Below are 26955 nucleotides of genomic sequence, written 5' to 3' on the forward strand. Positions count from 1 at the left end.
GCTTGTAAAGCGACATCTTCGAAGCAGGTTATTCGCAAACGGAATGAACTTGAGTGCTTCGTCGCGGTTTTCTTCCCAATATCGGCAACCTCCTCGCCTTTGAGGCCACGGCCCGCCACGGCAGCGTCTCCCGCGCCGCCGAGGAGTTGAATCTGACCCAAAGCGCCGTTTCGCGCCAGATCCAACAGCTGGAGGAATCCTTAGGAGTGTCTCTCTTCAGCCGGTCGCGGCAGCGGGTGGTGCTGACCGATGTAGGGCGGATGTATGCGGCCAATGTGCGCAACACGCTCTCGGACCTGTCAGGCGCGACCCATCAGGCCATCGCCTTGTCCGGCACAAGGGGCGTCCTGAACCTCGCGGTTCTGCCGACCTTCGGCACCCGCTGGCTCATTCCCCGCATGCCGGAATTTTTTGCCCGTCACCCGGATGTGACAGTGAATTTCGGCGTGCGCTTGGTGCCTTTCGATTTCGCCGCCGACCCCTTCGACGCTGCCATCCATTTCGGCCAGCCCCATTGGCCGGGAGCCGTGTGTGAACTCCTTTTGAACGAGGAGGTCGTGCCGGTCTGCAGTCCGGCCTATCGTGAGCGGGAGCGCATCGCCACGCCCCAGGACCTGACCCGCGCGACGCTGCTCCAGCAATCCACACGCCCCACCGCCTGGGCAGAATGGTTTGCCAGCGCGAAGGTCGAGGTCGGCAATCCCTTGCGGGGGCCGCGCTTCGAGCAATTCGCGATGGTCGCCGCCGCCGCCGTGGCGGGCCTCGGCGCAGCGCTAATTCCGCACTTCCTAATCGCGGAAGAGCTTGCCTCGGGAAGACTCGAAATTCTCTTCCCCCAAAGCGTACTGAGCGGCGGCGCTTATTATCTCGCCTATCCGGAACCCAAGGCGGAAGCACCGCTAGTGCGGTCCTTCCGCGACTGGATCATTGCGAAGACGCGGTAGTGGATGGGAAAGCCCGCGGCTTCAGCACCGTCCGGCTCAGTGTGAAGGCCGTCAGGCCGCAAACGGCAATGGCCGTCACCATGGAGCGGGACGTGCCATCGAAGAAAGCGCTGACGAGCACGATGGCAGTGGCGCCCGTGCCGAGTTGCAGCGTTCCCATCAACGCCGACGCCGTGCCCGCGACGGGCCCGTGCGACTCCAGCGCCAGCACCGCCGTCGACGGAATGACGAGGCCGAGCGATCCGAAGGCGGCGAACAGAAGTCCCCACAGCACATAGGCATTGTCGATGCCGCCCAGCGTGAGCACGCACAGGAGCGTCGTGAGAATGGCAAAGACAGAGAGCGCCGCACGAACCACACGCTCCGCCCCGAAGCGGCGCATGAGGAAGCTGTTGAACTGAGCTCCGCCGATAAACGCAATCGCATTCGCGGCGAAGATCAGGCTGTAGCGCGATGGAGACAGCCCGAAGTGCTCGATGAACACTACGGACGAGCCTGCGAGATAGGCAAAGAAGCTCGCCTGACCCAGCCCGCCCATGAAGACGAGGCCGAGGAAGTGCCAATCCTTGAACAGGTCGCGATAGGTCCGCAGCACATGACCGACGCCACCGGTGACCGTGCCCGCTTTACGCGTTTCCGGCAGGAGGGAAGCGACGATCACGAGGCCGATGAGCCCGATGCCGACGATAGCCCAGAAGATGATGCGCCAGCTGAAAAATTCGGTCAGCGTGCTACCTGCAAGCGGCGCGAGAATGGGCGAGACGCTGAGCACCAGCATGCTCGTCGCAATCAGCCGCGCTGCCTCGGCCCCCGTATGCAGATCGCGAATGACCGCGCGGGTGATGACCATGGTCGAGCAGGCCCCCACACCTTGCAGGAAGCGGAAGGCGATGAGTGTGCTCGCATCCTGCGCGAAGCTGCACCCGATCCCGCCGAAGATGAACAGGATCAGGCCGAAATAGAGCGGCGGCTTGCGGCCGACGCGGTCCGACACCGGACCATAAACGAGCTGGCAGATCGCCACGGCCAGGAAGAAGCTAGTGAGGCTCATCTGCACGGCACCGACATCGGCGTGAAGCTCGCGCGCGATGACGGGGAAGGCCGGGAGATACATGTCGATGGCAAACGGCCCGATAGCCGAAAGCATGCCAAGGACGGTGGCGTTACGGACGAAAGCGGATTTCATGGAAAAGGACTTCCAAAAGCCGACCAGAAGGTCGGGAAGGGATAGCGGCCCGCGTTCAGAAGCGAACGCAGGAGGGAAAACGACTGGAAAAAGGATTGGGGCGCGGCGCGGGCAACCGTGGGGCGAACGCTCACTGGTTGCGTGTGCATTCTTTATGCTGCACCGCGAAAGGTCAAGATGGGAATTGAAGCAAGCCTATGCACGCCGCGCATGGAGCGCGACGTGAAACTGTCAAAAAGGGCCGCCCCTCCGTTAAAGGAGGGCGCTCTCCTTGCGGCCCGACAGGTGGAAGGCGGCATAAACCGCAACCGCTGTCATGGTCAAAAGGATGGTGGAAAGGGCCGAGGCCGTGCCGTATTCACCATCCATGACGGACAGGTAAATGCGCACCGGCATCGTGATCGTGCTGCCGACATAGAGCACGAGGGACGATGACAGCTCGTTCATGGCCGTCACAAAGCTCATGAGGCCCCCGGCGAGAATGCCGGGCACGATCAGCGGCACCGTCACCTTCATGAAGGCCTTGCCCGGCGAATAGCCGAGCGACACGGCCGCATCCTCCAGGCTGGGCCCGACCTGTTTCAGCGAGGCCGCGACCGAGCGCGCCGAATACGGCAGACGTCGCACATAGACGGCGAGAATGATGATGAGGCCGGTGCCAGTCAACGCAATCGGCGGATCGTTGAAGCGCGTGATGAAGGCAATGCCCATGACGATGCCGGGGACGATGTAGGGCACCATGAGCAAGGCATCGAGTGTCCCAGTCGCGATGTTCGGACGCCGCGAGATCAGATAACCGATCAGCGTGCCGCTGATCACGATCGCAACAACCGCCGCGGAGGAAAACATCAACGTGTTCCAGATCGGGGCCGAAACCGTGGCAATCACCTTCTCATAGCTCTGCAAGCTGAAGCCCGGCTGGAAGACCGGTCCACTGGTGCGGCGGAAGGAGAACAGCACCACGATGATCGCGGGCAAGGCACCGAAGAGGACGATGGCGTAGGCCAGGACATGAAGCCCCACCGCCTTGAGTCCGATGACGCGCTTGCGCTCGGGCTTCTTCATCAGGTTGCTGTAATAGACGTTCTTGCGCAGCACCCAGCGTTGCCCGAACACGATCATCATCGACAAGACGATGAGCACGATGCTGAGCGCCGAGGCCATGCCGGGATTGCCGCCGACCTCGCCGCCGAAGAGGTTGAAGGCTTCCGTCGCAAGCACGTTGAAATCGCGCCCGATGATGCGCGGCGTTCCGAAATCCGCGATCGAGAGAACGAAAGTCAGAAGCGCGCTCGCCGCGATAGCCGGCAGGATCAATGGCAACGTGACCGTGAAAAGCCGCTTCATCGGCGACACGCCAAGACTTTCCGCCGCCTCCTCGACGGAACGGTTGATCGCCCCCAGTGCGCCGGAGGTGATGAGGAAGACGTGCGGGAAAAACTTGAAGCTGAAGACGAGAATGACGCCTGCAACGCCATAAAGCGGCGGAATAGACACGCTGATGGTGGCAAGGCCTTTTCGCACCACGCCGCTCGCGCCGAACAGAACGATCCACGCGTAGGCCCCGATGAAGGGCGGCGCGACGAGCGCGATCACCGCCAGTGTCTGGATGATCGCGCGGCCATAGATGTGAAAGCGTGTCGTCACGAAAGCGAGCGTCACGCCGAGGATGAGCGCACCCGTCATGCCGCCGATGCCGGCGATGAAGGTGTTGCCGATGGCGCGCTGATAGACCTTCGTCGTGAAGATCTGAATGTAATGGACGAGGGAGACAGCCCCCGTGTCATTGTCCAAAAGGCTCGCCCGCAAGATCGAGGAGAGTGGCCAGACGAGGAGGATGAGAAGGACGATCCACGCCGCGATCAGCACGAACGTCCAAAGATCAAACCGAAAGCGTGTCGTCATCGCGCCGACCCCGCCTTCACGACGTCTCCGTTCGGACGGAAGAGCGCGACTTTGCTCAGCGGCAGGCGGATATCGACCATGCGCCCTTCCATAGTGACGAAATCATGCGCCGGGTCGGCCACCTGCGCAACGATTTCGCCCGCTTCGGTTTTAAGGGTGTAATGGGCCTCACGGCCGAGGAAAGTCACCTTACGGACTTCACCTTTGAGCGTAATGGCCGCGCCCTCACCCGCTCCTCCGGCGAGCAGAACGTTTTCAGGGCGGATGGCGACCTCGATCTCGCCCGAGCCTTCGACGTGAGGGTACGCCACCGACTGGCCGCCGACGACAAGGTTTCCGCCATCCAGCCGCGCGGGCAAAAAGTTCATGGTGCCGACGAAGGCGGCAGCGAAACGGCGGACGGGCTTGCGGTAAATCTCGAACGGCGTGCCGATCTGTTCCACATGACCCTTGTTCATCACGCAGATACGGTCAGAGACGGCGAGCGCCTCTTCCTGATCGTGCGTGACATAGATGGTGGTGATGCCGAGCCGCCGTTGAATGTCGCGAATGTCCTCACGCAATTCGATGCGCAGCTTTGCGTCGAGATTGGAGAGCGGCTCGTCCATGAGCAGCAGCGTCGGGCGGATCGCCATGGCGCGGGCGAGGCCGACGCGCTGCTGCTGGCCGCCCGACATCTCCGCCGGCAGCCGGTTCTGATAGCCGTCGAGGCGCACCATCTTCAGGCTCTCGATGACGCGTTGCTCGATTTCGGCCTTGGGCAGCGAGCGCGCCTTGAGGCCGAAGGCCACGTTCTCCGCAACCGTGAGGTGCGGAAAGATCGCGTAGTCCTGGAACACCATGCCGATGTCGCGTTTGTGCGCGGGCTTGGTGCCGATGCGCTCGCCCTTGACGATGATCTCGCCCTTATCCTGGCTCTGAAAACCGGCAATCGTCCGCAACAGCGTGGTTTTTCCGCAGCCGCTCGGGCCGAGAAGGGTAAAGAACTCGCCCGACGCGATGTCCAGATCGATGCTCTCGAGGACGCGCACGTCCTTATAGCTCTTGGCCAAACCCTGGATTTTCAGATCCGCCACGCCCCACTCCTGGTTTTAGTATAACTACGTTTCTATAGCCCCGACTTTACAAAACTTATCGGTTTCAGCAACATGCCGTAGCTTTGCTACCTATTCTCGGGAGGGATAGAATGTTGAAGGTCGGTTTGACGGCAGGCGTCCTGCTGGCATCGATGAGCGTCGTCGCCATGGCGCAGGACAAGACCGTGGTTGTGTACACGGCCCACAAGGCGTCGATTGTCGATGCGCTGGCTCCGAAATTCGAAAAAGAAACGGGCCTCAAGCTCGATGTGGTGAAGGCCGGCTCGGGCGACATCATCAAGCGCGTGAAGGCCGAATCCTCCGCGCCGAAGGCCGACGTGATCTGGAGCATCGGCGGCGAGCAGCTGGAAGACAGTAAGGATCTTCTGGCGACCTACACGCCGAAGGACGACGCCGTCCTCGTGCCGGCCTACAAGGTCAGCCCCGAATGGATTCCCTACACCGGCATCCTGCTCGTGCTGGCGGTCAACAACAAGGAAGTGAAGCCCGCGGATTATCCGAAGAGCTGGGCGGACCTCGGCGATGCCAAGTGGAAGGGCAAGATCTCGGCCGCCCGCGCCGACACCTCGGGCTCCTCGTTCCAGCAGCTCGCGACGGTGCTGATCGCCTATGGCGACAAGGGCTGGGAGGTCAACAACAAGATTCTGGCCAACACCAACCTGTCGGACTCCTCTGGCGCGGTTCCGCGCTATGTCAATGACGGCGAGGCGCTCGTCGGCCTGACGCTGGAAGACAACGCGCTCGATTACGTGAAGGGCGGCGGCAACATCGCCATCGTCTACCCGGCGGACGGCTCCTCCACGGTGGCCGACGGCGTCGCGCTGGTGAAGGGTGCGCCCCATGCGGAGAACGGCAAGGTGTTCATCGACTGGCTTTTGTCCAAGCCGGTTCAGGAACAGCTCGTCTCCGAAATCGGCCGCCGCTCCGTGCGCAAGGACGTGACGGGTGCAGGCCTGAAGCCGATGAGCGAGATCAAGCTCGTCGACTACGACATCAAGAAGGTCGCGCAAAGCCGCAACGACTGGATCGCCAAGTGGAAGGCGGCTCTGCAGAACCGCTGATCACCTAACGAAGACAACAAGAAGACGACCCGACATGCTGATCGAGGCTTTCTCCGAGGCGAAGGATCCTTCCGCGCCTCACACCAACGAGGATCGCCTCGTCATCCTGCCGGGTCGCGCCTATGCGGTGATCGACGGCGTCACGGACCGGCTGGGCACGCGCTATGACGGCGTGCTCTCCGGTCAGTACGCTGCCATCATCGTCAAGAATGCGCTCGAACATATGCTGAGCGCGCCCGATGCGACCAACGACGGCCACGCCATCGTCCGCGCGCTCACCGCCCGCATTGTCGAAGCCTACAAGGCGCACGGCATGTTTGAGAAGGTGCAGACTGACTGGAACGTGCGGCTTGGCGCCGCTCTCGCCCTCGTTCTCGTCACCGATGGCACCATCGACATCGTGCTCGCAGGCGACAGCGGCGTGCGCATCAACGGGCGTAACATCCTGCGCATGGAAAAAGATCTCGACCTCATCACCTCGACGCTCCGCCGACAGGCGTGGCCGGTGATCGGCGAGAAGACCTCCGATCCGTTGCAGCAGGAACAGACGTCCCGCCGCATCACCTGGCACGGCACGCGTCAACCCGTCGAATCATTCGCCGGCTTACTGACCGCGGCCGACATGGCGCTCATTGAGCAGCGAGCCATCGACACCAATGCGAGCGACCTGCCGCATGTGCCGCGCGACCACATCGAAAATCTCGTGCGCGGTGGCATCGTCAACGCGCAAGGCGGCTATCAGAACGACCCTTCGACCATTCTCGGTTATCCCTGCCTCGACGGGTTCGACGTGCCAGAGCACTTCATCCGCATCGAAAAGCTGCCACGCTCCTCGGTCGAAACCATCGAGATTTTCTCGGACGGCTATTTCAAGCCCGGCGACGAATTCGGCGTCGCGTCCTGGGAAGACGCCTTCGCCGAGGCCGAGCGGCTGGACCCCGCCAAGGTGATCCTGTATCCATCGCCCAAAGGATCGACCGCGACGACCTGGGCCGATGACAGAACCTATCTGGGCATCCGGTTCTAAGCGGCGTCGGGCCTTGCGAGCCAGGATGGCAGGATGAACCGCCCGACGAACCTGATCGAAACCATCGAACAGATCGTGCCCAACCTGAAGAAGGCCGAGCGTCGCGTGGCGGAAAGCGTGCTTCAGGACATCGAGGGCACGACACGTATCAGCATCAAGGCTTTCTCGGCACAGACCGGCGTCAGCGAACCGACGATCATGCGCTTTGCACGGCGCGTGGGCTGCGACGGGTTCAGCGACTTCAAGCTGCGGCTGGCGCAGGATTTCGCCGTCGGACGCATGTATATCGAGGCCGAGCGCAGGGTGCAGGCGGGCGATACGGACAGCACCGCGCGGCACGTCTATCAATCGGCAACCGATGCTCTCGCCACAGCCTTCGCCGGGCTCGACGAGAAGACGCTGACGGGGGCCGCGAGCATCATCGCGAAAGCCGATAAAGTCGCGTGCCTTGGCGTCGGTGGCAGTTCGGCAATCATGGCGCAGGAGATGGAGAACCGTCTCTTCCGTTTCGGCCTCTCCGTCACATCCTCCGCCGATCCCTACAAGCAGCGCATGCTCGCGGCCATTGCCGACAGGAACGATGCCTTTCTCATCTTCTCAGTCACCGGAAAGCCGCGCTCATTGGTTGACGCCACCGAGATTGCGGCCGGCCGGGGTGCGAACGTCATTGCCATCACGCAGCCGCAAAGCCCTCTTGCCGCGCACGCCACCACCCTGCTGCCGCTCTCCGTTCCGGGTGACGAGGTGCATTTCAATTTTCCAAACCGCACGCGCTACGGCCAGATGCTCGTCATCGATTGTCTCTCGGCCCTTGTCGGCGCGCTGCGCCAGCCGGCTTCCGCCCGCAAGCTCCATCGCATCAGGACAGTGTTGCTCGCGCTCCACGGCCACACCGAGGCGCAACCGATCGGCGATTGAAGCGCGGGTTTAGAACTCCACGCCGCAAAACTCTCGCGCCATCATCGTCGAGCCGACCGAGAGCCCGCCATCGACGGGAAGAACCGCGCCGGTGATCATGCGCGCATCCGGGCCGATGAGAAACGCGGCGACGCCGGCGATATCGTCCGGCACACAGATGTCGCCGAGCGGATACCAGCGCTTCAGACGCTCGAAGATTTCCGGGTTCTTTTCGACCCGCGCCTTCCAGGCCTGCGTTTTCACGCTGCCGGGCGCAATCGCATTGGCGCGGATGCCGTGCCCTCCCAATTCCACCGCAAGAAACCGGGTCAACTGTCCAAGCCCCGCCTTGGCGGCGCTATACGCCGGATAACCATAAATCCCCGAGCCGTTGACCGAGGAGATGTTGAGAATCACCCCGCTCTTGCGGGCGATCATGCCGTCCTGAACGGCCCGCACGCAGCGCCAGGCCCCGTTGAGATTGAGGTCGATATCGGCGAGCCATTCCTTTTCGCCGGTGGTCTGGAGCGTCGGGCTGACGACGCCGCCCGCATTGTTGACGAGCACATCGACCACACCAAACCGCGCCTCGACACGGGAGATCGCATCGCGCACCGATTCCAGATCCGTCACATCCGCCGCGACGCCGAAGAGGGTCTGAGGCGAGCTGAGAGCGGAAATCACACCCGCGAGCGCGCCCTCGTCCCTATCCAGCATCGCGACCTTGTGGCCATCGGCGAGAAAGCGCGTGGACAGCGCCTGCCCGATGTCGCCCGCCCCGCCTGTCACGATGATGGTTTTGCTCATGGCCTGTTTCCCGATCCCACCGAAAATGTAGCTTGACGCAATTTTTTGAGAAAGTGAACGCCGATGCGCGCGAAATTGCGTTGTTAAACTACGTTTTTGCTCTTAGTCTCCTCACCCCGACAACCCTGCCGGTGCGCTATGGATTCCAAAGATAAAACCATCGTCCGCCTCGATTTCGAAGAGGTGATCGTTCCCGCCCATCCGGGCGTCATTAATTCGGAAAGCCTGAACAAGCCGCTCCATATGCTCCCCGTCGCCGGCAAGCAGGCGTGGTCGGTGCAGTTCGACGAATTGCCGAAGCTCATCATGCGGATGACCTTGAAGGATGGCACCGTCGGATTGTCGGAATTTTACCGCGATCACAACTGGAACATCATCGAGGGCGTGTCGAACATGCTGCTCGGCCAGAGCATCGCGGACCTGCCGCTTCAGGATCTGCCCATTGCGCTCTGCCGCGAATATGACGGCTTCGAATGCGCAATCTGGGATGCTTACGCGAAGTCCCTCGGTGTTCCGCTGCATCGCCTGCTCGGCGGCGCGGTGCGCGGCCACGTCAAGATCGGCGCGTGGTCGAGCCACCGCACGGTGGACGAGATAGGCCCCTGGGCGCGCCAATACTATCAGCAGGGTTTCGACTCTATCAAGTTCAAGTGCGATCTCGATGACGACGTCGTGGCCTGGTGCGCCAAGATCAAGGAATACGCGCCGGGGATGAAGGTGATTTTCGACCCCAACCAGCGTTGGGAGAATTCCGGCAGCGCGCGGCCGATCATCCGTGGGCTCGAAGAGATCGGCAACGTCCTGCTGCTGGAAGATCCGATCGCGCGCTGGATGATTCAGGATTATGCGAGCCTGCGCCAGTTCTCATCCATCCCCATCGTGCTCCACGTCTCCCTGCCTTACGTCTTCCAGGGCCAGCGTCCCTATGAGGCGGTGAACGCCATCGCCCATGGCGCGGTCGACGGGTTCAACTTCAACGGCGGCCTTGCGAAGTTCCAGTCGCTCGCGAACCTCGCCTCCATGGCGGGGCTCTATTGCTGGCATGGATCGGAGGTCGATCTCGGCATTCTCGAAGCGATGTATGTCCATCAGGCAGCGGCCGCCGCGAGCTGCATCTGGCCGAGTGACATCTTTGGCCGCATGATCCGCTCGCACGATCTTCTCAAGACGCCGCTCGCGGTCGAGCCCCCGCATATTCGGGTGCCGCAGGGTTCGGGCCTCGGAATCGAGCTGGACGAAGACGCTATTCGCCGATTCAAAGTCTCCGAACGCACGATCCGCTAAAGGGCCCGCCATGTCCGACGTCAATCCGTTTCCGCAAGCCGACGAGGCGCGCCACGCCATTTGGGAGATGCTCGTCCATCGGGACATCGACGCCTTCGTCGCCGGCGATTGGGACAGCCACTTCAAGGACTTCGCGCCCGATCTCTTCTTCGGCATCGATGCCCGTTTTTCCGACAACCCGGACAGCTGGCGCGCGACCTTCGCGGACATCGCCCGCTATCGTGAGGCGTGGCTCACCGGATCGAAGGAGCTGAAGGGTCGGATCAGCGACGAAGACCTGCGCCGCTCGATCTTCGACCTGACGACTCTTCGCGACATCGAGATCAATGGCGATTTCGCGCTCGCGCGCAAAAAGTTCGACGGCGACATTCGTCTGAATGACGACGAGACCGTCACGTTACGCTGGCAGACGCAGTATTTCTGCCGCCGCGTGGAAGGGCGCTGGCGCATCGCCGGCTTCCTTGGCTACCTGCCGAACCCGATGGGAAGCATGAAGTCCGCCGAGCCGGTGAAAAGGGCACCAGCCGCGACCCTGCATGCGGGCGCGGGCCCCTATTCGCCCGTCCTCGAAGTAAAGCCGGGACGCATCGTCGTGATTTCCGGCCAGACCGCCGTCGCGCAGGACGGCACCACCATCGGCGGCAGCGACTTCCGCGCCCAGGCGCGGGCGACCATCGAGAATTGCGCCGCGCTCTTGCGCAGCGGCGGTTGCAGCCTTGCCGACGTGTTCAAGGTCAATGTGTATCTGACGGACCTCAACAACTGGCCAGCCTTCAATGAGGTCTATGCGGAGTTCATGCCCGCGCCGCTTCCCGTGCGCACCGCGGTGGAAACCAAGCTCTTGCGCGACTTCCTGGTGGAAATCGAACTCTGGGCGGTGAAGCCATGAAATGGGAGAAGCTGACGACGCTCGAAATCGACGCGCTCGACAGGTCGATTCCCGTCATCCTCAACATCGCCGCCATCGAGCAGCACGGCCCGCATCTTCCACTGGAGACCGACGCACGGATCGGCGCGCATTTCCTGAACGAGCTGGATGCGAGGCACGCTGACAAGGTTTTGATCCTGCCGCAGGTCGTTGTCTGCGCCTCGGCTCATCACATGAGTTTCGCCGGCACGCTCACCGTCCAACACACGACGCTCCTTGCCTATGTGAGCGATATTCTCTCATCCGTCGCAGCGCACGGATTCCGCAATATTGTGCTGTTCAACAGCCATGGCGGCAACCAGGCCATCGGTCAGGTCATCTTGGAATCTTTCGGCGCGGAGCATCCGGAATGTCGCATCGCCATGCTGACCTGGTGGCGGATCGCGACGGAAGCCCTGTTGCAGGTGCAGGAAAGCGGCTTCGGTGGCGTCGGCCATGCCTGCGAATTCGAAACCTCGCTCATGCTTTACATCGATCCCGCCAGCGTGCGGCAGGATCGCGTGCCGGGGCACAGTCACGTGATGACTCACGACTGGGCGAACAGTGATCTCCTGCGTGGCGGCAAGGGGGCTCTCTTCCGCACCATGGCGGAAATATCCGGCGGATCGGGCGTGGTCGGCGATCCGAGCCTCGCCTCGGCGGAGAAGGGCAGCAAAATTACGCGAATTGTTGTCGATTCCCTTGCGGAAATTGTCACCTCCCTGAGCTGATTCTTTGATTCAGCGGGATCTTCGCCGGCGGCTGCAGCGTGCAGCGCGCCTAATTTCCTGTCTCGGGGGGCAAATTCTGTCCCCTTTTTTTATGCTTACGCTTCGTTAACCATATTTGCCCATCAGTGACTAATCATTTATTCCCTTATCCCGGTCAGCTGCAGGTCAATTCATCTTCATGCCTTCTTCACTGCCTCCGAACGGGATCCGCCCCCCGCTGTCGCGCAGCAAGGTGTATCTCCGTTCCATCCCCGGACACGTGAGGACGCGCATTCGCGACCTTGCCAAAGTTGCGGCCCTCACCGCCCTGGTCGCGACGGCCGCGGGATGCGCGGCCCGTCCCGAAATTCGCTACGCTTCTCTCACCGGCGAGGTGTCGGCGGCGCAAGCGATTATTCTGCCACCGCCCGGCGGTTTGAGCGTGGTCGCGGTGCTGCAACGCAAATTCATCAACGGCGTCTCGCAGGAGGTCGCCCTGTCGACGACGTCGCGGACAGCCGGCCAGAACGCCTTCTATGTGAACCTCATCAACGATGCGGGGATGCAATCGGAGGTCGAAGACACTTTGAAGCTCAATCCTCTGACGCATGATCGCATGCAGGAGGAAATGGAGGAGCGCCTCCCCGGCGTCCCCATGAACATTTCGCTCATCTACGTGCAGAATAAGTACGGGCCGTTCGGATTTGCGACGGGCCGCGCTGCGAGCGGCGATGTCTGCCTCTACGCGTGGCAGCAGATCGAGCACAACCAGGCCTCGTTCTTCGCCACCAACAACGGGATCTCGATTCGCCTGCGCCTCTGCGCCGCCGGCGCAACCGAGGAGCAGTTGTTGCGTGCCATGTACGGCTTCACGATCGCTGCCTATTTCCCGTCGGACATCTGGGGATCAAACCTCGTGCCGCCACCCGTCGAGCCGCAACTCGGACAGCTCGGCGCGCCGATCTATCCGACCGGGATGGAAGCCTATAGCGGCGCTGTCTTGCCTCCTACACAGCCCCGCGCCCCCGTTATCCGCACAGCACCGCGGCCGAGAGCCTCGATCCTCGAACCGGCGGCTCTGCCCGCGGCGGAGCGAAACCCCTTGTCCGGCTACCCATTGGTGCCTCCGCCGCCCAGTCAATAGTATTGATATAATATTCTTTACTGTAAATGCATTAAGCTTGCCTCGAACGGCAACGAAATACAGTGAAGATAGTAATAGATACTCAAGAAACGTTGCGCTATGAGCGTAACGTAACGCAACAACCAACCGACCGAGAATGAGGTGATGCAGAAGGGTCTCATTGTGGCCTTTTGGGCCGTCGCGGCTGCGATCATCGTCTTGCTCGTCGCCCTTCCCATCAGTCTCCAGGCCCATCTCATCGCCGGCCTGGTTGTTGTCGCCAGCATGGTCGTTCTGAAGTTCTTCAGAGCGCAGGGCATTTGGCGCCTGATCGCCCTGGCGCTCGGCACCGCCATCGTGCTTCGCTACGTCTTCTGGCGCACCACCAGCACCTTGCCGCCCATCACGGAACTCGCCAACTACATCCCGGCCTTTCTGCTCTACGCGGCCGAGATGTACAGCGTGATGATGCTGTTTCTCAGCCTCTTCGTAGTCTCGAACCCCTTGGGCTCGCGCAAGCCGCCGCAGGTCGATTACTCCCACTTGCCGACGGTCGACGTTTTCGTGCCGAGCTATAACGAAAGCGCATCGCTTCTCGCCTCGACGCTGGCCGCCGCGAAAGCCATGTCCTACCCCGCAGACAAGGTGACTGTCTGGCTGCTCGACGATGGCGGGACCGACCAGAAATGCGAGCAGCACGATGCCATTCTGGCGAGGGAAGCTCGCGAGCGTCGGGCGGAGCTTCAGGCGCTCTGCGCGGCCCTGGATGTCAAATATCTGACCCGCAAGCGCAACGAACACGCCAAGGCCGGCAATCTCAACAACGCGCTGGAGAATTCGACGGGCGACCTCGTGGCCGTCTTCGACGCCGACCATGCGCCTGCGCGAAACTTCCTTGAAGAAACGGTCGGCTATTTCAATACTCAGAAGGACCTCTTCCTGGTCCAGACGCCGCATTTCTTCATCAACCCCGACCCGCTCGAGCGGAATCTCGGCACGTTCCAGACCATGCCGTCGGAAAACGAAATGTTTTACGGCGTCATTCAGCGCGGCCTCGACAAATGGAACGCCGCCTTCTTCTGCGGCTCGGCCGCCGTGCTGCGCCGCGAGGCACTGCAGGAGACGAACGGCTTCAGCGGCCTGAGCATCACCGAGGATTGCGAAACCGCGCTCGAACTGCACTCACGCGGCTGGAAAAGCATTTACGTCGACAAGCCGCTGATCGCCGGATTGCAGCCGGACAGCTTCGCCAGCTTCATCGGCCAGCGCTCGCGTTGGGCGCAGGGCATGATCCAGATCATGCGCTACCGCTTCCCGCTGTTCAAACGCGGGCTGAGCCTGCCGCAGCGGCTCTGCTACATGTCGAGCGCGCTGTTCTGGCTGTTCCCCTTCACCCGGTTCTGCTTCCTGGTGTCGCCGCTCTGCTACTTGTTCTTCTCGCTTGAAATCTTCATCGCGTCGGGCGGCGAATTCCTCGCCTACACCACGACCTACATGATAGTGAATTTCATGATGCAGAACTATCTCTACGGCCGCTTCCGCTGGCCGTGGATTTCGGATCTGTATGAATTCATCCAGATGGTCTACCTGCTGCCCGCGGTGCTGTCCGTCATCGCCAATCCCAGCAAGCCGACCTTCAAGGTCACCTCCAAGAACGAGACGATGGACAGAAACCGCGTTTCGGAACTCGGTGCGCCATACTTCATCATCTTCGGTATTCTGGTTCTCGGCGTCATCGCCACCATCGTGCGTGTCTGGGCAGAGCCTTACAAGGCTGACGTTACACTCGTCACTGGGGCCTGGAATCTCGTCAACCTCATCATCGCGGGTTGCGCGCTCGGTGTCGTGTCGGAGCGCGCGACGCGGCGCCATAGCCACCGTGTCGTTGCCGAGCGTCCCTGCCGCTTCCTCATGGATGGCGAGTTCGTTCATGCGATGATCCGCGACGTCTCCGTCGGCGGAATCAGCCTCCTGCTGTCGGAGTCGGCCCTGCCGGGGCTCAAGCGCGGGGCTTTGGGCACGCTGGAATTCAAGCCTTATTCCGACCTTCCGACCAATCAATTGCCGATGGAAGTGCGCAAAATGAGCATGGACGACAAGGGCGTCCTGATCGGTTGCCGTTTCCTAACCGAGACGCCGGATCATCACCGCCTCATCGCCGATCTGGTCTTCGCCAATGCGGAGCAATGGAGTCACTTCCAGAAGCGCCGCCATCAGGACATCGGGATCTTGCGCGGCACGCTCTGGTTCCTCACCGTCGCGATTTACCAGACGGGACGCGGACTGGCATACCTCTCGGGTCTGCAGCGCTTCGGCGCGTCGGTCCAGCCGGCCCCCGTCGTCGCTACCCCGCCGGCAAAATAGAGGTCGTTGTGCGCGCGCTCCTGATTATATCCATACTTGCGCTCGCAGGGCTCGGCGGCGAACCGGCCTTCGCGCAAGGGACATCTTTCAGTATGTCTCCGGACAAGCCGGCGGCGCCGGCTGCTACACCCGTGCAGCCCGCTGCGCCCGCGCAGTTCGACATGCAGGCGGGCCCGACTGTGCCCGCGGCGACACCGGCGACCCAGGCTCCCTCGACTTCACCCTTCGAGATGGCACCTCAGGGTCGCCCAGCGACCGCACGCCCCGCTGCGCCGACAAGTAAACCTACCGCGGCTCCCGCAACTGTCGCTTCAGCTGCGCGCCCGGTGACGCGCCACGAGCGGCCGATTCTACCCTTTGCGACCCTTCGCCTCGACGGCGAGGTGGACACGCGCTCCTGGTCGTCCAATCTGACCCAGGATGAAGCGGCGAGTGGCGCCAGCATATCCATCGGATATCAGAACGCTGTCGTGGTGATGCCGGAGGCGTCGCGCCTGCGCGCCTCGATCAATGGCGAGCCGGTGGTCGACATTCCGATCTCGTCCTCGCAAGGAATCCAGCGCGTCATCATTCCCATCCGCGCCGGATTGCTACGCGCAGGCCAAAACATCATCCGCATGGAGGCGACGCAGCGCCATCGTACGGACTGCACCGTCAGGGCGACTTACGAACTCTGGACGGACGTGGATTCGGCAAGCACGAAGCTGATTTTTGCCGACGGCGCCCCCAAGACTCTTCGCAGCCTCGAAGATCTTCCCGCCGTCGGTCTCGATGCCACCGGCATCACCACCATCCGCGTCGTCGCACCAAAAATCTACCGGCCGGAAATCCGCGATCGCCTGCTTCGTCTCGTGCAGGTGGTGGCATTGCGCGGGCATTATGCGCATCCCGTCATCCGCGTCATGGAATCGGACCCCGGCCCTTCGCCTGTCGGCACGATCAAGGTCGTCATGGGCGTTGCAAGCGAATTGCGCGGCCTGGTCGCCGCTCTCCCAGACGCCGCCGCCACGCAGCCGCTGGCGATCATGATGCAGGAGGCGGGCTCCAACGCCCCGTCCCTCATTGTGTCCGGTCCGACGTGGAACGATCTCGACACCGCCATCAACATCGTCGGCGCGCCCGTTCTCAATGCCATCGGCATGGAGCGCGACCGGATCGACACCGCTTCCTGGCATTGGCCGGAAATCCCGACCTATTACGGTAACCGGTCCGTTCGCTTTGCGGATCTCGGCATCCCGACGCAGGAATTCTCAGGTAGACGTTTCCGCGCGCGCTTCGCCATCAACCTGCCATCCGATTTCTATGCCACGGATTACGGCGAGGCGACGCTATTCCTCGATTCCGCACACACGGCCAACGTCAAGCCGGGCAGCCACGTGGACATCTACGTGAATGGTCGCATCAGCACGACGATGACCATTACGTCTCGCGGCAACATCTTCCGACGCCAGCCCGTCCGCATCCCGATGCGGCATTTCAAGCCAGGCATCAATCAGCTCTCTTTCGAAGCCGTTCTTCTGACCGATGCCGATGAGCGTTGCGCGCCCGGGGAGACATTGTCGGAAACAAACCGCTTCGCGCTCTTCGATTCGACTTCGCTCTCCATTCCCAATTTCGGACGCGTCGGCCGTCGTCCGGATCTCGCCGCATTCAGTTCCGGCAGCTTCCCGCATGGCGATCTTCCCGCGACGGTCGTGCTGGCCCGCCCTGATCCGCTGAACTATTCCGCGGCCGGCACCCTTTTGGCCCGCATGGCGCGGGATTCCGGCGCGCCCGTGCGGGCGCAGTTCGCCGCCGCTGCCACCGGCGGCGATCAGTCGGTTCTCTTCGTCGGTTCCGTCGATCAACTCCCCGCGGGATTACTCGCCCGCGTCAATCTTCCAGAGAATTTGCGCACAGTCTGGCAATCGTCGCCGACGCCGAACCGCCTCAATCCGCCAAGCCCTGTCACACCCGTGACAGAGAGCGCTGCGGGCCAACAGGTCGCGAGCGCGGAGTTCACCATCACGCCCAACCGGATCGCGCTGGATCGGGGCGATCCCGCATCGACAGACGAAGTGCGTCGCCGCTGGGCCGACACGCTTCAAAGGCGTGGCATCATCCAGCGGACTTTGGACACCTTCAAGGAGTGGACCGAGCACACCTTCAACCTCTCGCTCGCTTCCTTGTCGTTTGAAGAGCGCGCGACGAGCACCTTCGACCCGCCGCAGCGCTCGACCCTGATCATGGCGCAAAGCCGCGGAGAAGGCTCCGGCACCTGGACCCTCGTGACGGCGCGGACGGCTGACGCTCTCGCCGAAGAGATGGTACGGCTCACCGCCCCTCCTGTGTGGGCGCAAGTCTCAGGCCGCGCCGCGGCGCTCGACTGGAACGACGACAAGTTCGAGATTCAACCTGCCACCACGTTCAGCTTCGTCCAGACGCAACCATTCTCGTTCCTCAATCTGCGCCTTGTCGCGGCGAACTGGATGTCGATCAACATTCTTCAATACGCGCTTCTCATGGTGGCATGCTGCATCGTGCTGGGGCTGGCGACGCACCTCCTGTTGAGTCGTCTCGGACGCCGGTCATGAGCGTGCGCGTCAAACGTGGATTGCAGCTCATTGCCGGGTTTGCTCTGGCGCTCGGCGCGACTTCGCCTGCCGCGCCATCCGGCCCGACATTGAGCGCCAAGCCGCTGCAAATGGCCGGGACGATTAGCACTGCCGACTGGGAGGCCTACCGCTCCCGCTTCATCGACGATAGCGGCCGCGTGATCGACAACGCGAACGGCAATATCAGTCACAGCGAAGGGCAGGGTTACGGCCTGCTTCTCGCCTTCGCTGCCGGAGACCGGCGCACGTTCGAGAAGATCTGGACCTTCACGCTGACCGAACTGCTGATCCGCGACGACGGGCTGGTCGCGTGGAAGTGGGATCCCTCCGCCCGGCCGCGCGTGTCCGACCGCAACAACGCCAGCGACGGCGACATTCTCGTCGCCTACGCGTTGGCGAAGGCCGGCGCCGCATGGAAGGACACCCGTTATACGGCCGCTGCACGGAAGATGGCGCGAGCCATCGGCAAGAACAATTTTGCGCGCCACAACAACGCGCCTCTTTTGCTTCCCGCGACCACGGGATTTGGTGCTGACGATCGTCCGGATGGGCCGGTCGTCAATCTGTCCTATTGGATCTTCGAGGCGTTTCCGGTGCTCGCGCCTCTTGCGCCAGAATATGACTGGAGCGGAGTCTGGAAGGAGGGCGTCAGCCTGCTGTATCAGGCGACGTCGGGTAGAGCACGCCTTCCCGCCGACTGGGTTTCGGTTCGCACAAAGCTGCAAACGCAACCCGCCGACGGCTTTCCGCCCGAGTTCGGTTATAACTCATTGAGGATATCTCTTTACCTTTTAAGGGCGGGGATGACCGATTTAGAGTGGCTCAGAACGCTGAATCAGCGCTGGTCGACAAGTCAGGAAGGTGTCGCCGTGGTCAATGTCGTCACCGGTCAGCCTCGCGAAAGACTGACAGATCAAGGTTACGCCGTTTTGTCCGCGATGCTCGCCTGCGCTCTCGATGGAAAGCCTCTTCCCGGCATGCTGAAGATGTTCGAGCCGAAGCTCTATTATCCCTCGACGCTCTATCTGCTGTCCATGTCGCTCATCAGCGAAAGGTATCCACAATGCCTGTAGCACGCGGTGTCATAGCGATTGCGATGAGCAGCATCGCCTTCGCAACTCTCGCACAGCAATCGACGACGAATCCGGCATTCACATCCGCGCCGCAGCTGCAGGTCGATGAGTCGGCCCTGCGCTATTTCGCGTCGCAAGGTGACACGCGCCGCGTCGATGCGGAAATCGCGCGCCTACGCGCGCTTTATCCCAATTGGTCGCCGCCCAGCGATCTGACGCAGTTCTCAGGCGGCCCCGTCGCAGTCAAGGACCCGGACATCGACCGACTGTGGGCGCTCTATAGCGAGGACAAGATCGCGGAAGCACGCGCGGTCATCGCCGAGCGGCAGGCTTCCGACCCACAATGGAAGCCGCCGGCAGATCTTGTTGCTGCGCTCGATACCTTCGAGTCGCGCCGACGCTTGACCAACGCATCGGACAACGGCCAATGGCGGACAGTGCTGTCGGTCGCAACCGAGACGCCGACGCTTCTCACCTGCACGAATGTCGATGTGCTTTGGCGCGTGGCGGAAGCCTTCGCGAAGACCGATCAGCAAAATCGTGCCCGAGATGTCTACACGTATCTGCTGACCAATTGCGACAACCCCGCCGAGCGTCTCGGCACCTTGCAGAAAGCTCTCACGCTGCTCCCCGAGCAGCAGGTGACGGACCTGTTGCGCTTCGAGCGCAAGGGCGGCGTGAACCCGGATGACTTCGGGGCCATTCGCGACGAACTCGCCCGCCGCCGGGTCGAGACCGCTTCCACCGACAGCAAGTTGACCGTATCCGCCGAGGACCTCGCTGTCGTCGAACGGCTCGCGGAAGGAACGAGCGAGCCGGGCAGTGTCATTCTTCTCGGCTACTATGCCTACCACCACAACAATCCTGAAAAGGCGCTAGCGCTCTTCAAGACCGCGCTCGACCGCAACGGTGGCGCGAAGGCGGCGGAAGGTTACGCGCTGTCCTTGAGGGCGCTCAATCGCTTCGTGGATGCCGAGGCCTTTGCTTACGACTGGAGGGACAAGGGCGCGGGCAATCTGAAGGTCTATCTCGACGTCGCAACCGCACTGTTGAGTCAGGACCCGCCACCGCGCCTCGATCCCCGCGTGGTCGCCCGCATCGTTCCCGTCGTCTCGCAACAGCGCTTCACCGACGGCGGCCAGGCGCTCGGCTGGTACGCCTACAACACCAGCCAGTTCCGGACGGCGCGCGACTGGTTCCTGACGGCTCTGGAGTGGAAGCCGAACGACGAGCCCTCGGCCTACGGCGTGGCGATTTCCAGCCAACGCCTGAACGACCGCGTCACTTTCGGCAAGATCGTCGCACAATGGCGCAGCCGCTCGCAGCGCATCGCGGATCTGGCCGATGGCATCAATCGCGGTCGGCCGCCCGCCGCGACAGTGCTCATCCCCGAGGGCGCACCGGCGATTCCGCGAACCGCCTATGCGCGAGCCGAGACCGAACCCCGGTTGTCGTATGGCGAGCGCATGGAGCACGACCTGGTGCGTGACCCAGCGACGCAGGGAGCGCCGCGCTCCGCGGGGCCGCGCAATTGCACCACGACCAATCGCAATCCAGGTTCGCTCTCGCCCGATGCGGCGCTAACCCTGGGCTGGTGCCTGATGGAACTCAACCGACCTCTGGAAGCGGTCGCCGCCTTCGATCAGGCGATCCGGCGCGGCAGCGACCGCACGCGTGAGGAAGCCACCTACGGCAAGACACTCGCCTTTTTGCGCAAAAACCTGACCTCGGAGGCTTCGCTTGCCGCGTCCGAAGCGCCGCAGACGGCCCAGCGCCGCACGGAACTGAACGCCACCATCCTGGCACAGCGGGCACTCGGCGCCTTCAAGGAGGGGCGATACACGGAGGCCCTCCTCGCACTCAGCGAACGCGCCAGGATCGTCCCCGAACAAACCGACCTCATGCTGATCCGCGGCTGGGCCTATTTTAAACTGGGGCGCTACACGGATGCGGAGACGGTCTTCCGTTCTGTCCAGCGCACCGGCTATTCCGACGAAGCGAACGTTGGACTGAACGCCGTCGCCGAGGCGATCCGGCCGTCCCGTCAATACTAATTCCGTCCCGAGGCGGCCCGAACCGAGCGGGCCACCACGCGGAAGTTGTGGATGAAGGTTCGAATATCGAAATTTTTCCGTACCAGTCGAGCGACGCCCCTCCGACTGGGCGCGACAGTCTTCCAGCGTAGACCGAGGCGATCGGCAGCGTTGTGCGCCGCACAATTCGAGCGCGGGCAAGACTTGGGGCGCCGCGGACGCGGCGCCGGTAAGCATGAAACGCTATATTTTTCGGGAATTCCGGCGCGAACCGTAAGGACACATTGACATTGTTGCGGCTTCGCACCTTAACTTCGTCCCAGAACGGCCACCAGTAGGCCGTCTCAGAGGACCTCATATGAAGAAATCAGCCCTTTTCGCAGCTATCTGCGTCCCGGCTTTCCTGGCTGCCGCCCCGCTGGCGGCCAAAACCCTCGTCTATTGCTCCGAGGGCAGCCCTGAGAACTTCTACCCGGGCGTGAACACGACCGGCACCTCCTTCGATGCCAGCACCCAGATCTATAGCCGCGTCGTCGAGTTCGAGCGCGGCGGCACCCAGGTGCAGCCCGGCCTCGCCGAGAAGTGGGACATCTCCGCTGACGGCACGGTCTATACCTTCCACCTCCGCAAGGGCGTGAAGTGGCACTCCAACAAGAACTTCAAGCCGACCCGCGACATGAACGCCGACGACATCGTGTTCATGTTCGAGCGTCAGTGGAAGCAGGATAACCCCTTCTTCAAGGTCACGAGCCCGAACCACTCCTACTTTGACGACATGGGCATGCCCAAGCTGCTCAAGTCGGTCGAGAAGGTGGACGCTTACACCGTCAAGGTCACGCTGAACCAGCCGGAAGCGCCGTTCCTGGCCGACCTCGCGATGGAATTCGCGGCTGTCCAGTCGAAGGAATACGCCGACGCCATGCTGAAGGCTGGCACGCCCGAGAAGATCGACCAAGAGCCGATCGGCACGGGTCCGTTCTACCTGGTCCAGTACCAGAAGGACGCCACCATCCGTTACAAGGCGTTCAATGAATACTATGGCGGCAAGGCCAAGATCGACGACCTCGTGTTCTCGATCACCCCGGACGCCTCGGTCCGCTGGGCCAAGCTCCAGAAGGGCGAATGCCACGTCATGCCGTATCCGAACCCGGCTGACCTGGACGCCATGAAGAAGGATCCGAACGTCACGGTCCTCGAGCAGGCCGGTCTGAACGTCGGCTACCTCGCCTACAACACTCAGAAGAAGCCGTTCGACGACGTGCGCGTCCGCAAGGCGCTCAACATGGCCATGAACAAGAAGGCCATCGTCGACGCCGTGTATCTGTCGAGCGGCGTGACGGCGAAGAACCCGATCCCGCCGTCGATGTGGTCGTACAACGACGCCGTTAAGGACGATCCGTTCGATCCGGAAGCCGCCAAGAAGCTTCTGGCCGAAGCGGGCTATCCGAACGGCTTCGAGACCGACCTGTGGGCCATGCCTGTACAGCGTCCGTATAACCCGAACGGCAAGCGCGTCGCCGAGCTGATGCAGGCTGACCTCGCCAAGATCGGCGTGAAGGCCGAGATCAAGACCTACGAATGGGGTGAGTACCGCAAGCGCCTTCAGGCGGGCGAGTCCCAGATGGGTCAAATGGGCTGGACGGGCGACAACGGCGACCCGGACAACTTCCTCCACACCCTCCTCGGCTGCGACTCGGCCAAGGGCGTTTCGGGCTCCAACATCGCCAAGTTCTGCTACAAGCCGTTTGACGACCTCGTCACCAAGGCGAAGGTCACGTCCGACCAGAAGGCCCGTACGGAGCTCTACAAGCAGGCTCAGGTGATCTTCAAGGAGCAGGCTCCCTGGTTCACCGTCGCCCATGCCGTGCAGTTGAAGCCCGTCCGCAAGGAAGTGGTCGACTTCAAGCTCTCGCCCTTCGGTCGCCACACCTTCTACGGCGTGGACATCAAGGGTAAGTAAGGCTTTCACATTGGCCTCCGGCGGAGCGGCTTCATTGCCGCTCCGCCTTTTTTCCATTCAAGACATGCTCCGTTTCATCCTCACCCGCGTCAGCCTCGTCATTCCGACCTTCATCGGGATCACGCTGCTGGCCTTCTTCCTCATCCGCCTCGTCCCGGGCGATCCGATCGAGACCATGGCGGGCGAGCGCGGCATCGACGTCGCGCGCCATGAGCAGCTCAAGAAAGACTTCGGCCTCGATAAACCGTTGATCGTGCAATACGGCTACTACGTCGAGCGCGTTCTGCATGGCGATCTCGGCAAGTCGATCGTGACGCGCGAGTCGGTTCTCACCGAATTCCAATCCTTGTTCCCCGCGACAGTGGAACTGGCCATCTGCGCGATCATCTTCGCCCTCCTGCTTGGCATTCCTGCCGGAATTGTTGCCGCGGTTCGACGAAATTCGATCTTCGACCACGGGGTCATGGGCATCTCGTTGACCGGCTATTCCATGCCGATCTTCTGGTGGGGCCTCATCCTCATCCTGGTCTTTTCCGTGCAGATAGGCTGGACACCGGTCTCGGGCCGCATCGACGTGCTCTATTACGTCGAGCCGGTCACGGGCTTCCTCTTGATCGACACGCTCTTCACCGAGGATGAAGGGGCATTTCTGTCGGCTCTGGGGCACTTGATCCTGCCGACCATCGTGCTCGGCACCCAGCCGCTCGCCACCATCGCGCGCATGACCCGCTCCGCGATGCTGGAAGTGCTGGGTGAGGATTATATCCGCACCGCCAAGGCGAAGGGCCTGTCGCGCTTCCGCGTCGTCGGCTTGCATGCCTTGCGCAATGCGCTGATCCCCGTCGTGACCGTCATCGGCCTGCAGGTCGGCGTTCTCTTCACGGGCGCAATCCTGACCGAGACGATCTTTTCCTGGCCCGGCATCGGCAAGTGGCTGATCGAAGCGATCTTCCGCCGCGACTACCCCGTCCTGCAGGGCGGTCTGCTTCTCGTCGGCGCGATCGTGATGAGCGTGAACCTCATCGTCGATCTCACCTATGGCCTCATCAATCCGCGCATCAGGCATAACCGATGACTGCAGAAACCATGGAAGCTCCTCTCGTTGCCGCACCGACGGCAACGCCGCCCCATCCGCTCCGCGAGTTCTGGGGCTATTTCAGCGCCAATCGCGGCGCAGTGGCGGGCCTTTTTGTCATTGTCAGCGTCGTTCTCGTGGCGCTGTTGGCTGACGTTCTCGCCCCCCATTCGCCCTACCTCACCGACACCTCCATCGCGCTCAAGCCGCCGTTCTGGCAGGAGGGCGGATCGATCACCTATCCGCTCGGCACCGACGCCATCGGCCGCGACATTCTCTCGCGTCTGATCTACGGCTCGCGCCTGTCGCTGCTGATCGGCGTGATCGTGATCTCGATCTCGATCGTCTCCGGCACGATTTTCGGCCTCGTCGCCGGCTTCGCGCGCGGCACGACCGAGATCTTCATCATGCGCCTGATGGACATCATCCTGACCATGCCGAGCCTCTTGCTCGCCATCGTCATCGTGGCGGTGCTCGGCCCCGGCCTGATCAACTCGATGCTGGCGGTCGCGCTGGTCATCCTGCCGCATTACGTGCGTCTTGCCCGCGCAGCGGTGATCACCGAAACCTCGAAGGATTACGTCACCGCGGCTCGCGTCAGCGGCGCGGGAACCTTGCGCCTCATGTTCAAGGAAGTGCTGCCGAACTGCACCGCTCCTCTGATCGTGCAGGCTTCGCTCGGCATCTCGACGGCGATCCTCGACGCGGCGGCGCTCGGCTTCCTCGGCCTCGGCGCGCAGCCACCGTCGCCCGAATGGGGAACCATGCTGGCGGATGCCCGCGAATTCGTTCTCCGCGCCTGGTGGGTCGTGACCTTCCCCGGTCTTGCGATCCTCATCACGGTGCTTGCCTTCAATCTCCTCGGGGACGGTCTTCGTGACGCCCTCGATCCAAAACTGAAGCGCTGACCAATGGCCCTTCTCGAAATCGAAAACCTGTCGGTCGAATTTCCGACGCAAGGCGGCATCATGCGCGCCGTCGACGATGTCAGCCTCAAGCTCGACGAGGGCGAGGTTCTGGGCGTCGTCGGCGAGTCCGGCTCCGGCAAGAGCGTGACGATGCTGGCTCTCATGGGCCTCATCCCCTTCCCCGGCCGGGTGAAGGCGAAGAAGCTTTCCTTCAACGGGCGAGATCTCCTCTCGATGTCCGACCGCGAGCGCCGCAAGCTCACGGGCAAGGACGTCGCGATGATCTTCCAGGAGCCCACGACGAGCCTCAATCCCTGCTTCACCATCGGCTTCCAGCTCACCGAGACGCTGCGGCTGCATGAGGGCATGGATCGCAAGGCGGCGCGCCGCCGAGCCATCGAGCTGCTGGAGCAGGTCGGCATTCCGTCCGCGGAAAGCCGTCTGTCCGCTTACCCGCATCAGCTTTCGGGCGGCATGAACCAGCGCGTGATGATCGCGATGGCAATTGCGTGCAATCCGAAACTCCTGATCGCCGACGAGCCGACCACCGCGCTCGACGTGACGATTCAGGCGCAGATCCTCGACCTGCTGATGACCCTGCAGAAAGAGCGTAACATGGCGCTCGTCATGATCACTCACAACATGGGCGTCGTCGCCGAGACGGCCCAGCGCGTGATGGTGATGTATGCGGGCCAGATCATGGAGGAGCGCTCCGCGACGGATCTCTTCGCCTCGCCGCAGCATCCCTACACGGCAGCGCTTCTGTCCGCTCTGCCGGAGCGCAGCGAAGGCGGGCGTCTCGCGACAATCCCAGGCGTTGTGCCGGGTCTCTATGACCGTCCTCGCGGCTGCCTGTTCAGCCCGCGCTGCGCCTATGCCACCGAGCATTCGCGCAACGTGCGCCCCGATCTGCGCGATTGGGCTGGCGGCAAGGTACGCTGTCATTATCCGCTCGGCGACCCGAACCGGGACGCCGCCATGAAAGCCGATCATCCTCTTGGAACGGAGGCCGCGTCGTGAGCGCTCCCGTTGTTGAAGCCAAGGGCCTGAAGCGCATCTACGAGGTGAAGCAAGGCCTGTTCAAGGAGCCGGGCCGCCTGCAGGCGGTCGGCGGCATTTCCTTCTCTGTCGAAGCCGGCAAGACGCTGGCTGTGGTCGGCGAATCCGGCTGCGGTAAGTCCACGTTGGCCCGCATGATCACGCTCATCGAAAAGCCGACCGAAGGCAGCCTGACGCTGGACGGTATCGATGCGGTCAACCAACCCGCCGGCAAGGCTAAGGATCTGCGCCGCATGGTGCAGTTCGTGTTCCAGAATCCTTACGGTTCGCTCAACCCGCGCAAGAAAGTGGGAACGATCCTGGAGGAGCCGCTCGCCATCAACACCACCCTGTCCTCGTCCGAGCGCACTGAACGCGCACGCGCGATGATGGCGAAGGTTGGCCTGCGGCCGGAGCACTACAACCGCTATCCGCACATGTTCTCCGGTGGCCAGCGCCAGCGCATCGCGATTGCGCGCGCGTTGATGCTATCGCCGAAGCTGGTGGTGGCGGACGAGCCGGTCTCCGCACTCGACGTGTCGATCCAGGCGCAGGTGCTGAACCTGTTGGCGGATCTGCAGGCGGAGATGGGCCTCGCCTACCTCTTCATCTCGCACGACCTCGCCGTGGTTCGTCACATCGCGCACGACGTGCTCGTGATGTATCTCGGCAACGCCGTCGAGCAGGGCCCGAAGGACAAGATCTACGAGCGGCCTCTGCATCCCTATACGCAGGCACTGCTCTCTTCGACGCCCGGCGTCAGCGGCACCAAGCGCACGCGCATCGTGCTCAAGGGCGAATTGCCTTCGCCGCTCAACCCGCCGAAGGGCTGCGTGTTCTCGACCCGCTGCCCCTATGTGACGGAGCGCTGCAAGGTGGAACGCCCGCAGCCGCGTCTGGTGGACGGGCGTTACGTCGCCTGCCACTACGCAGAAAACTTCCTAGAGAACCCCGCGGCCTAA

21 protein-coding genes are annotated in these 26955 nt (G+C 62.4%); 17 read left to right on the plus strand and 4 right to left on the minus strand.

The window, feature by feature from the left end; all coding sequences use genetic code 11:
• The first annotated feature begins 53 nt into the window (after nt 1–53).
• Nucleotides 54–944 (plus strand): LysR substrate-binding domain-containing protein, encoded by an 891-nt coding sequence (locus tag HB375_RS16940; RefSeq protein ID WP_167674193.1) that lies wholly within the window; start codon nt 54–56, stop codon nt 942–944.
• On the opposite strand, the gene HB375_RS16945 is transcribed toward HB375_RS16940, so the two are convergent.
• The 3 genes from HB375_RS16945 to HB375_RS16955 all read right to left on the minus strand — a co-directional run bounded on the left by HB375_RS16945 (nt 925) and on the right by HB375_RS16955 (nt 5111).
• Nucleotides 925–2130 carry a multidrug effflux MFS transporter gene (locus HB375_RS16945; protein ID WP_167674194.1) on the minus strand — a complete coding sequence of 402 codons (1206 nt, stop codon included), beginning with the start codon at nt 2128–2130 and terminating at the stop codon, nt 925–927. The genes HB375_RS16940 and HB375_RS16945 overlap by 20 nt on opposite strands.
• A 252-nt stretch (nt 2131–2382) precedes the next feature.
• Nucleotides 2383–4035 (minus strand): ABC transporter permease, encoded by a 1653-nt coding sequence (locus HB375_RS16950; RefSeq protein ID WP_167674195.1) that lies wholly within the window; start codon nt 4033–4035, stop codon nt 2383–2385.
• Nucleotides 4032–5111: an ATP-binding cassette domain-containing protein gene (locus HB375_RS16955; protein ID WP_167674196.1), complete on the minus strand. Its 1080-nt coding sequence runs from the start codon at nt 5109–5111 to the stop codon at nt 4032–4034. Before HB375_RS16955 ends, HB375_RS16950 begins: the two co-directional genes overlap by 4 nt.
• Nucleotides 5112–5221: 110 nt before the next feature.
• Here HB375_RS16955 and HB375_RS16960 point away from each other — a divergent pair, with 110 nt between their 5' ends.
• From HB375_RS16960 to HB375_RS16970, 3 genes are read left to right on the plus strand one after another with little or no spacing between them, the layout of a single operon-like run.
• Complete coding sequence (locus HB375_RS16960) at nt 5222–6193, plus strand: extracellular solute-binding protein (RefSeq protein WP_167674197.1); 972 nt, start codon at nt 5222–5224, stop codon at nt 6191–6193.
• Nucleotides 6194–6227: 34 nt separating this feature from the next.
• A complete protein-coding gene (locus HB375_RS16965) occupies nt 6228–7220 on the plus strand; it encodes a hypothetical protein (protein WP_167674198.1) in 993 nt (330 codons plus the stop codon).
• A 33-nt stretch (nt 7221–7253) separates the two neighbouring features.
• The gene (locus HB375_RS16970; RefSeq protein WP_167674199.1) at nt 7254–8138 is read left to right on the plus strand and encodes a MurR/RpiR family transcriptional regulator; all 885 of its coding nucleotides are present in this window, start codon (nt 7254–7256) and stop codon (nt 8136–8138) included.
• Between the two features lie 9 nt (nt 8139–8147).
• Here HB375_RS16970 and HB375_RS16975 read toward each other — a convergent pair whose 3' ends face one another.
• Nucleotides 8148–8924, minus strand: a complete 777-nt coding sequence (locus HB375_RS16975; RefSeq protein ID WP_167674200.1) for an SDR family oxidoreductase — start codon at nt 8922–8924, stop codon at nt 8148–8150.
• Between the two features lie 138 nt (nt 8925–9062).
• Here HB375_RS16975 and HB375_RS16980 point away from each other — a divergent pair, with 138 nt between their 5' ends.
• From HB375_RS16980 to HB375_RS17040, 13 genes are all read left to right on the plus strand, one after another.
• Nucleotides 9063–10208: a mandelate racemase/muconate lactonizing enzyme family protein gene (locus HB375_RS16980; RefSeq protein WP_167674201.1), complete on the plus strand. Its 1146-nt coding sequence runs from the start codon at nt 9063–9065 to the stop codon at nt 10206–10208.
• Between the two features lie 10 nt (nt 10209–10218).
• A complete protein-coding gene (locus tag HB375_RS18535; protein WP_167674202.1) occupies nt 10219–11097 on the plus strand; it encodes a Rid family hydrolase in 879 nt (292 codons plus the stop codon).
• A complete protein-coding gene (locus tag HB375_RS16990) occupies nt 11094–11846 on the plus strand; it encodes a creatininase family protein (protein WP_167674203.1) in 753 nt (250 codons plus the stop codon). Before HB375_RS18535 ends, HB375_RS16990 begins: the two co-directional genes overlap by 4 nt.
• Nucleotides 11847–12105: 259 nt before the next feature.
• On the plus strand, nt 12106–12969 hold the full coding sequence (bcsN, locus tag HB375_RS16995; protein WP_167674204.1) for a cellulose biosynthesis protein BcsN: 864 nt from the start codon (nt 12106–12108) through the stop codon (nt 12967–12969).
• Nucleotides 12970–13113: 144 nt separating this feature from the next.
• Nucleotides 13114–15312 carry a UDP-forming cellulose synthase catalytic subunit gene (gene bcsA, locus HB375_RS17000; protein WP_167674205.1) on the plus strand — a complete coding sequence of 733 codons (2199 nt, stop codon included), beginning with the start codon at nt 13114–13116 and terminating at the stop codon, nt 15310–15312.
• 92 nt (nt 15313–15404) lie between these two features.
• Complete coding sequence (locus HB375_RS17005; protein WP_167674206.1) at nt 15405–17885, plus strand: cellulose biosynthesis cyclic di-GMP-binding regulatory protein BcsB; 2481 nt, start codon at nt 15405–15407, stop codon at nt 17883–17885.
• Nucleotides 17882–18979 (plus strand): family 8 glycosyl hydrolase, encoded by a 1098-nt coding sequence (locus tag HB375_RS17010; protein WP_167674207.1) that lies wholly within the window; start codon nt 17882–17884, stop codon nt 18977–18979. The genes HB375_RS17005 and HB375_RS17010 overlap by 4 nt, the downstream gene beginning before the upstream one ends.
• A complete protein-coding gene (locus HB375_RS17015; RefSeq protein ID WP_167674208.1) occupies nt 18970–21033 on the plus strand; it encodes a tetratricopeptide repeat protein in 2064 nt (687 codons plus the stop codon). The genes HB375_RS17010 and HB375_RS17015 overlap by 10 nt, the downstream gene beginning before the upstream one ends.
• A 337-nt stretch (nt 21034–21370) precedes the next feature.
• Entirely contained in the window at nt 21371–22972 is a 1602-nt protein-coding gene (locus HB375_RS17020; protein ID WP_167674209.1) for an ABC transporter substrate-binding protein, read from the plus strand.
• A 64-nt stretch (nt 22973–23036) separates the two neighbouring features.
• The gene (locus HB375_RS17025) at nt 23037–24047 is read left to right on the plus strand and encodes an ABC transporter permease subunit (protein WP_167674210.1); all 1011 of its coding nucleotides are present in this window, start codon (nt 23037–23039) and stop codon (nt 24045–24047) included.
• Complete coding sequence (locus HB375_RS17030) at nt 24044–24955, plus strand: ABC transporter permease subunit (protein ID WP_167674212.1); 912 nt, start codon at nt 24044–24046, stop codon at nt 24953–24955. The genes HB375_RS17025 and HB375_RS17030 overlap by 4 nt, the downstream gene beginning before the upstream one ends.
• A gap of 3 nt (nt 24956–24958) precedes the next feature.
• Nucleotides 24959–25975: an ABC transporter ATP-binding protein gene (locus HB375_RS17035; RefSeq protein ID WP_167674214.1), complete on the plus strand. Its 1017-nt coding sequence runs from the start codon at nt 24959–24961 to the stop codon at nt 25973–25975.
• Entirely contained in the window at nt 25972–26955 is a 984-nt protein-coding gene (locus HB375_RS17040) for a dipeptide ABC transporter ATP-binding protein (RefSeq protein WP_167674216.1), read from the plus strand. Before HB375_RS17035 ends, HB375_RS17040 begins: the two co-directional genes overlap by 4 nt.

The sequence above is a fragment of the Microvirga terricola genome (genome assembly GCF_011777495.1).
Lineage (GTDB): Bacteria > Pseudomonadota > Alphaproteobacteria > Rhizobiales > Beijerinckiaceae > Microvirga > Microvirga terricola.

What these genes read in the sequence shown, in the direction of transcription:
- HB375_RS16980 (WP_167674201.1), top strand. Translation starts at nt 9,063, where the DNA reads ATGGATTCCAAAGATAAAACCATCGTCCGCCTCGATTTCGAAGAGGTG.
- HB375_RS17020 (WP_167674209.1), top strand. Translation starts at nt 21,371, where the DNA reads ATGAAGAAATCAGCCCTTTTCGCAGCTATCTGCGTCCCGGCTTTCCTG.
- HB375_RS16960 (WP_167674197.1), top strand. Translation starts at nt 5,222, where the DNA reads ATGTTGAAGGTCGGTTTGACGGCAGGCGTCCTGCTGGCATCGATGAGC.
- HB375_RS17010 (WP_167674207.1), top strand. Translation starts at nt 17,882, where the DNA reads ATGAGCGTGCGCGTCAAACGTGGATTGCAGCTCATTGCCGGGTTTGCT.
- HB375_RS16970 (WP_167674199.1), top strand. Translation starts at nt 7,254, where the DNA reads ATGAACCGCCCGACGAACCTGATCGAAACCATCGAACAGATCGTGCCC.
- HB375_RS17035 (WP_167674214.1), top strand. Translation starts at nt 24,959, where the DNA reads ATGGCCCTTCTCGAAATCGAAAACCTGTCGGTCGAATTTCCGACGCAA.
- HB375_RS16950 (WP_167674195.1), bottom strand. Translation starts at nt 4,035, where the DNA reads ATGACGACACGCTTTCGGTTTGATCTTTGGACGTTCGTGCTGATCGCG.
- bcsA (WP_167674205.1), top strand. Translation starts at nt 13,114, where the DNA reads ATGCAGAAGGGTCTCATTGTGGCCTTTTGGGCCGTCGCGGCTGCGATC.
- HB375_RS16975 (WP_167674200.1), bottom strand. Translation starts at nt 8,924, where the DNA reads ATGAGCAAAACCATCATCGTGACAGGCGGGGCGGGCGACATCGGGCAG.
- HB375_RS16990 (WP_167674203.1), top strand. Translation starts at nt 11,094, where the DNA reads ATGAAATGGGAGAAGCTGACGACGCTCGAAATCGACGCGCTCGACAGG.
- HB375_RS17015 (WP_167674208.1), top strand. Translation starts at nt 18,970, where the DNA reads ATGCCTGTAGCACGCGGTGTCATAGCGATTGCGATGAGCAGCATCGCC.
- HB375_RS17025 (WP_167674210.1), top strand. Translation starts at nt 23,037, where the DNA reads ATGCTCCGTTTCATCCTCACCCGCGTCAGCCTCGTCATTCCGACCTTC.
- HB375_RS17005 (WP_167674206.1), top strand. Translation starts at nt 15,405, where the DNA reads ATGTCTCCGGACAAGCCGGCGGCGCCGGCTGCTACACCCGTGCAGCCC.
- HB375_RS18535 (WP_167674202.1), top strand. Translation starts at nt 10,219, where the DNA reads ATGTCCGACGTCAATCCGTTTCCGCAAGCCGACGAGGCGCGCCACGCC.
- HB375_RS16945 (WP_167674194.1), bottom strand. Translation starts at nt 2,130, where the DNA reads ATGAAATCCGCTTTCGTCCGTAACGCCACCGTCCTTGGCATGCTTTCG.
- HB375_RS16965 (WP_167674198.1), top strand. Translation starts at nt 6,228, where the DNA reads ATGCTGATCGAGGCTTTCTCCGAGGCGAAGGATCCTTCCGCGCCTCAC.
- HB375_RS17030 (WP_167674212.1), top strand. Translation starts at nt 24,044, where the DNA reads ATGACTGCAGAAACCATGGAAGCTCCTCTCGTTGCCGCACCGACGGCA.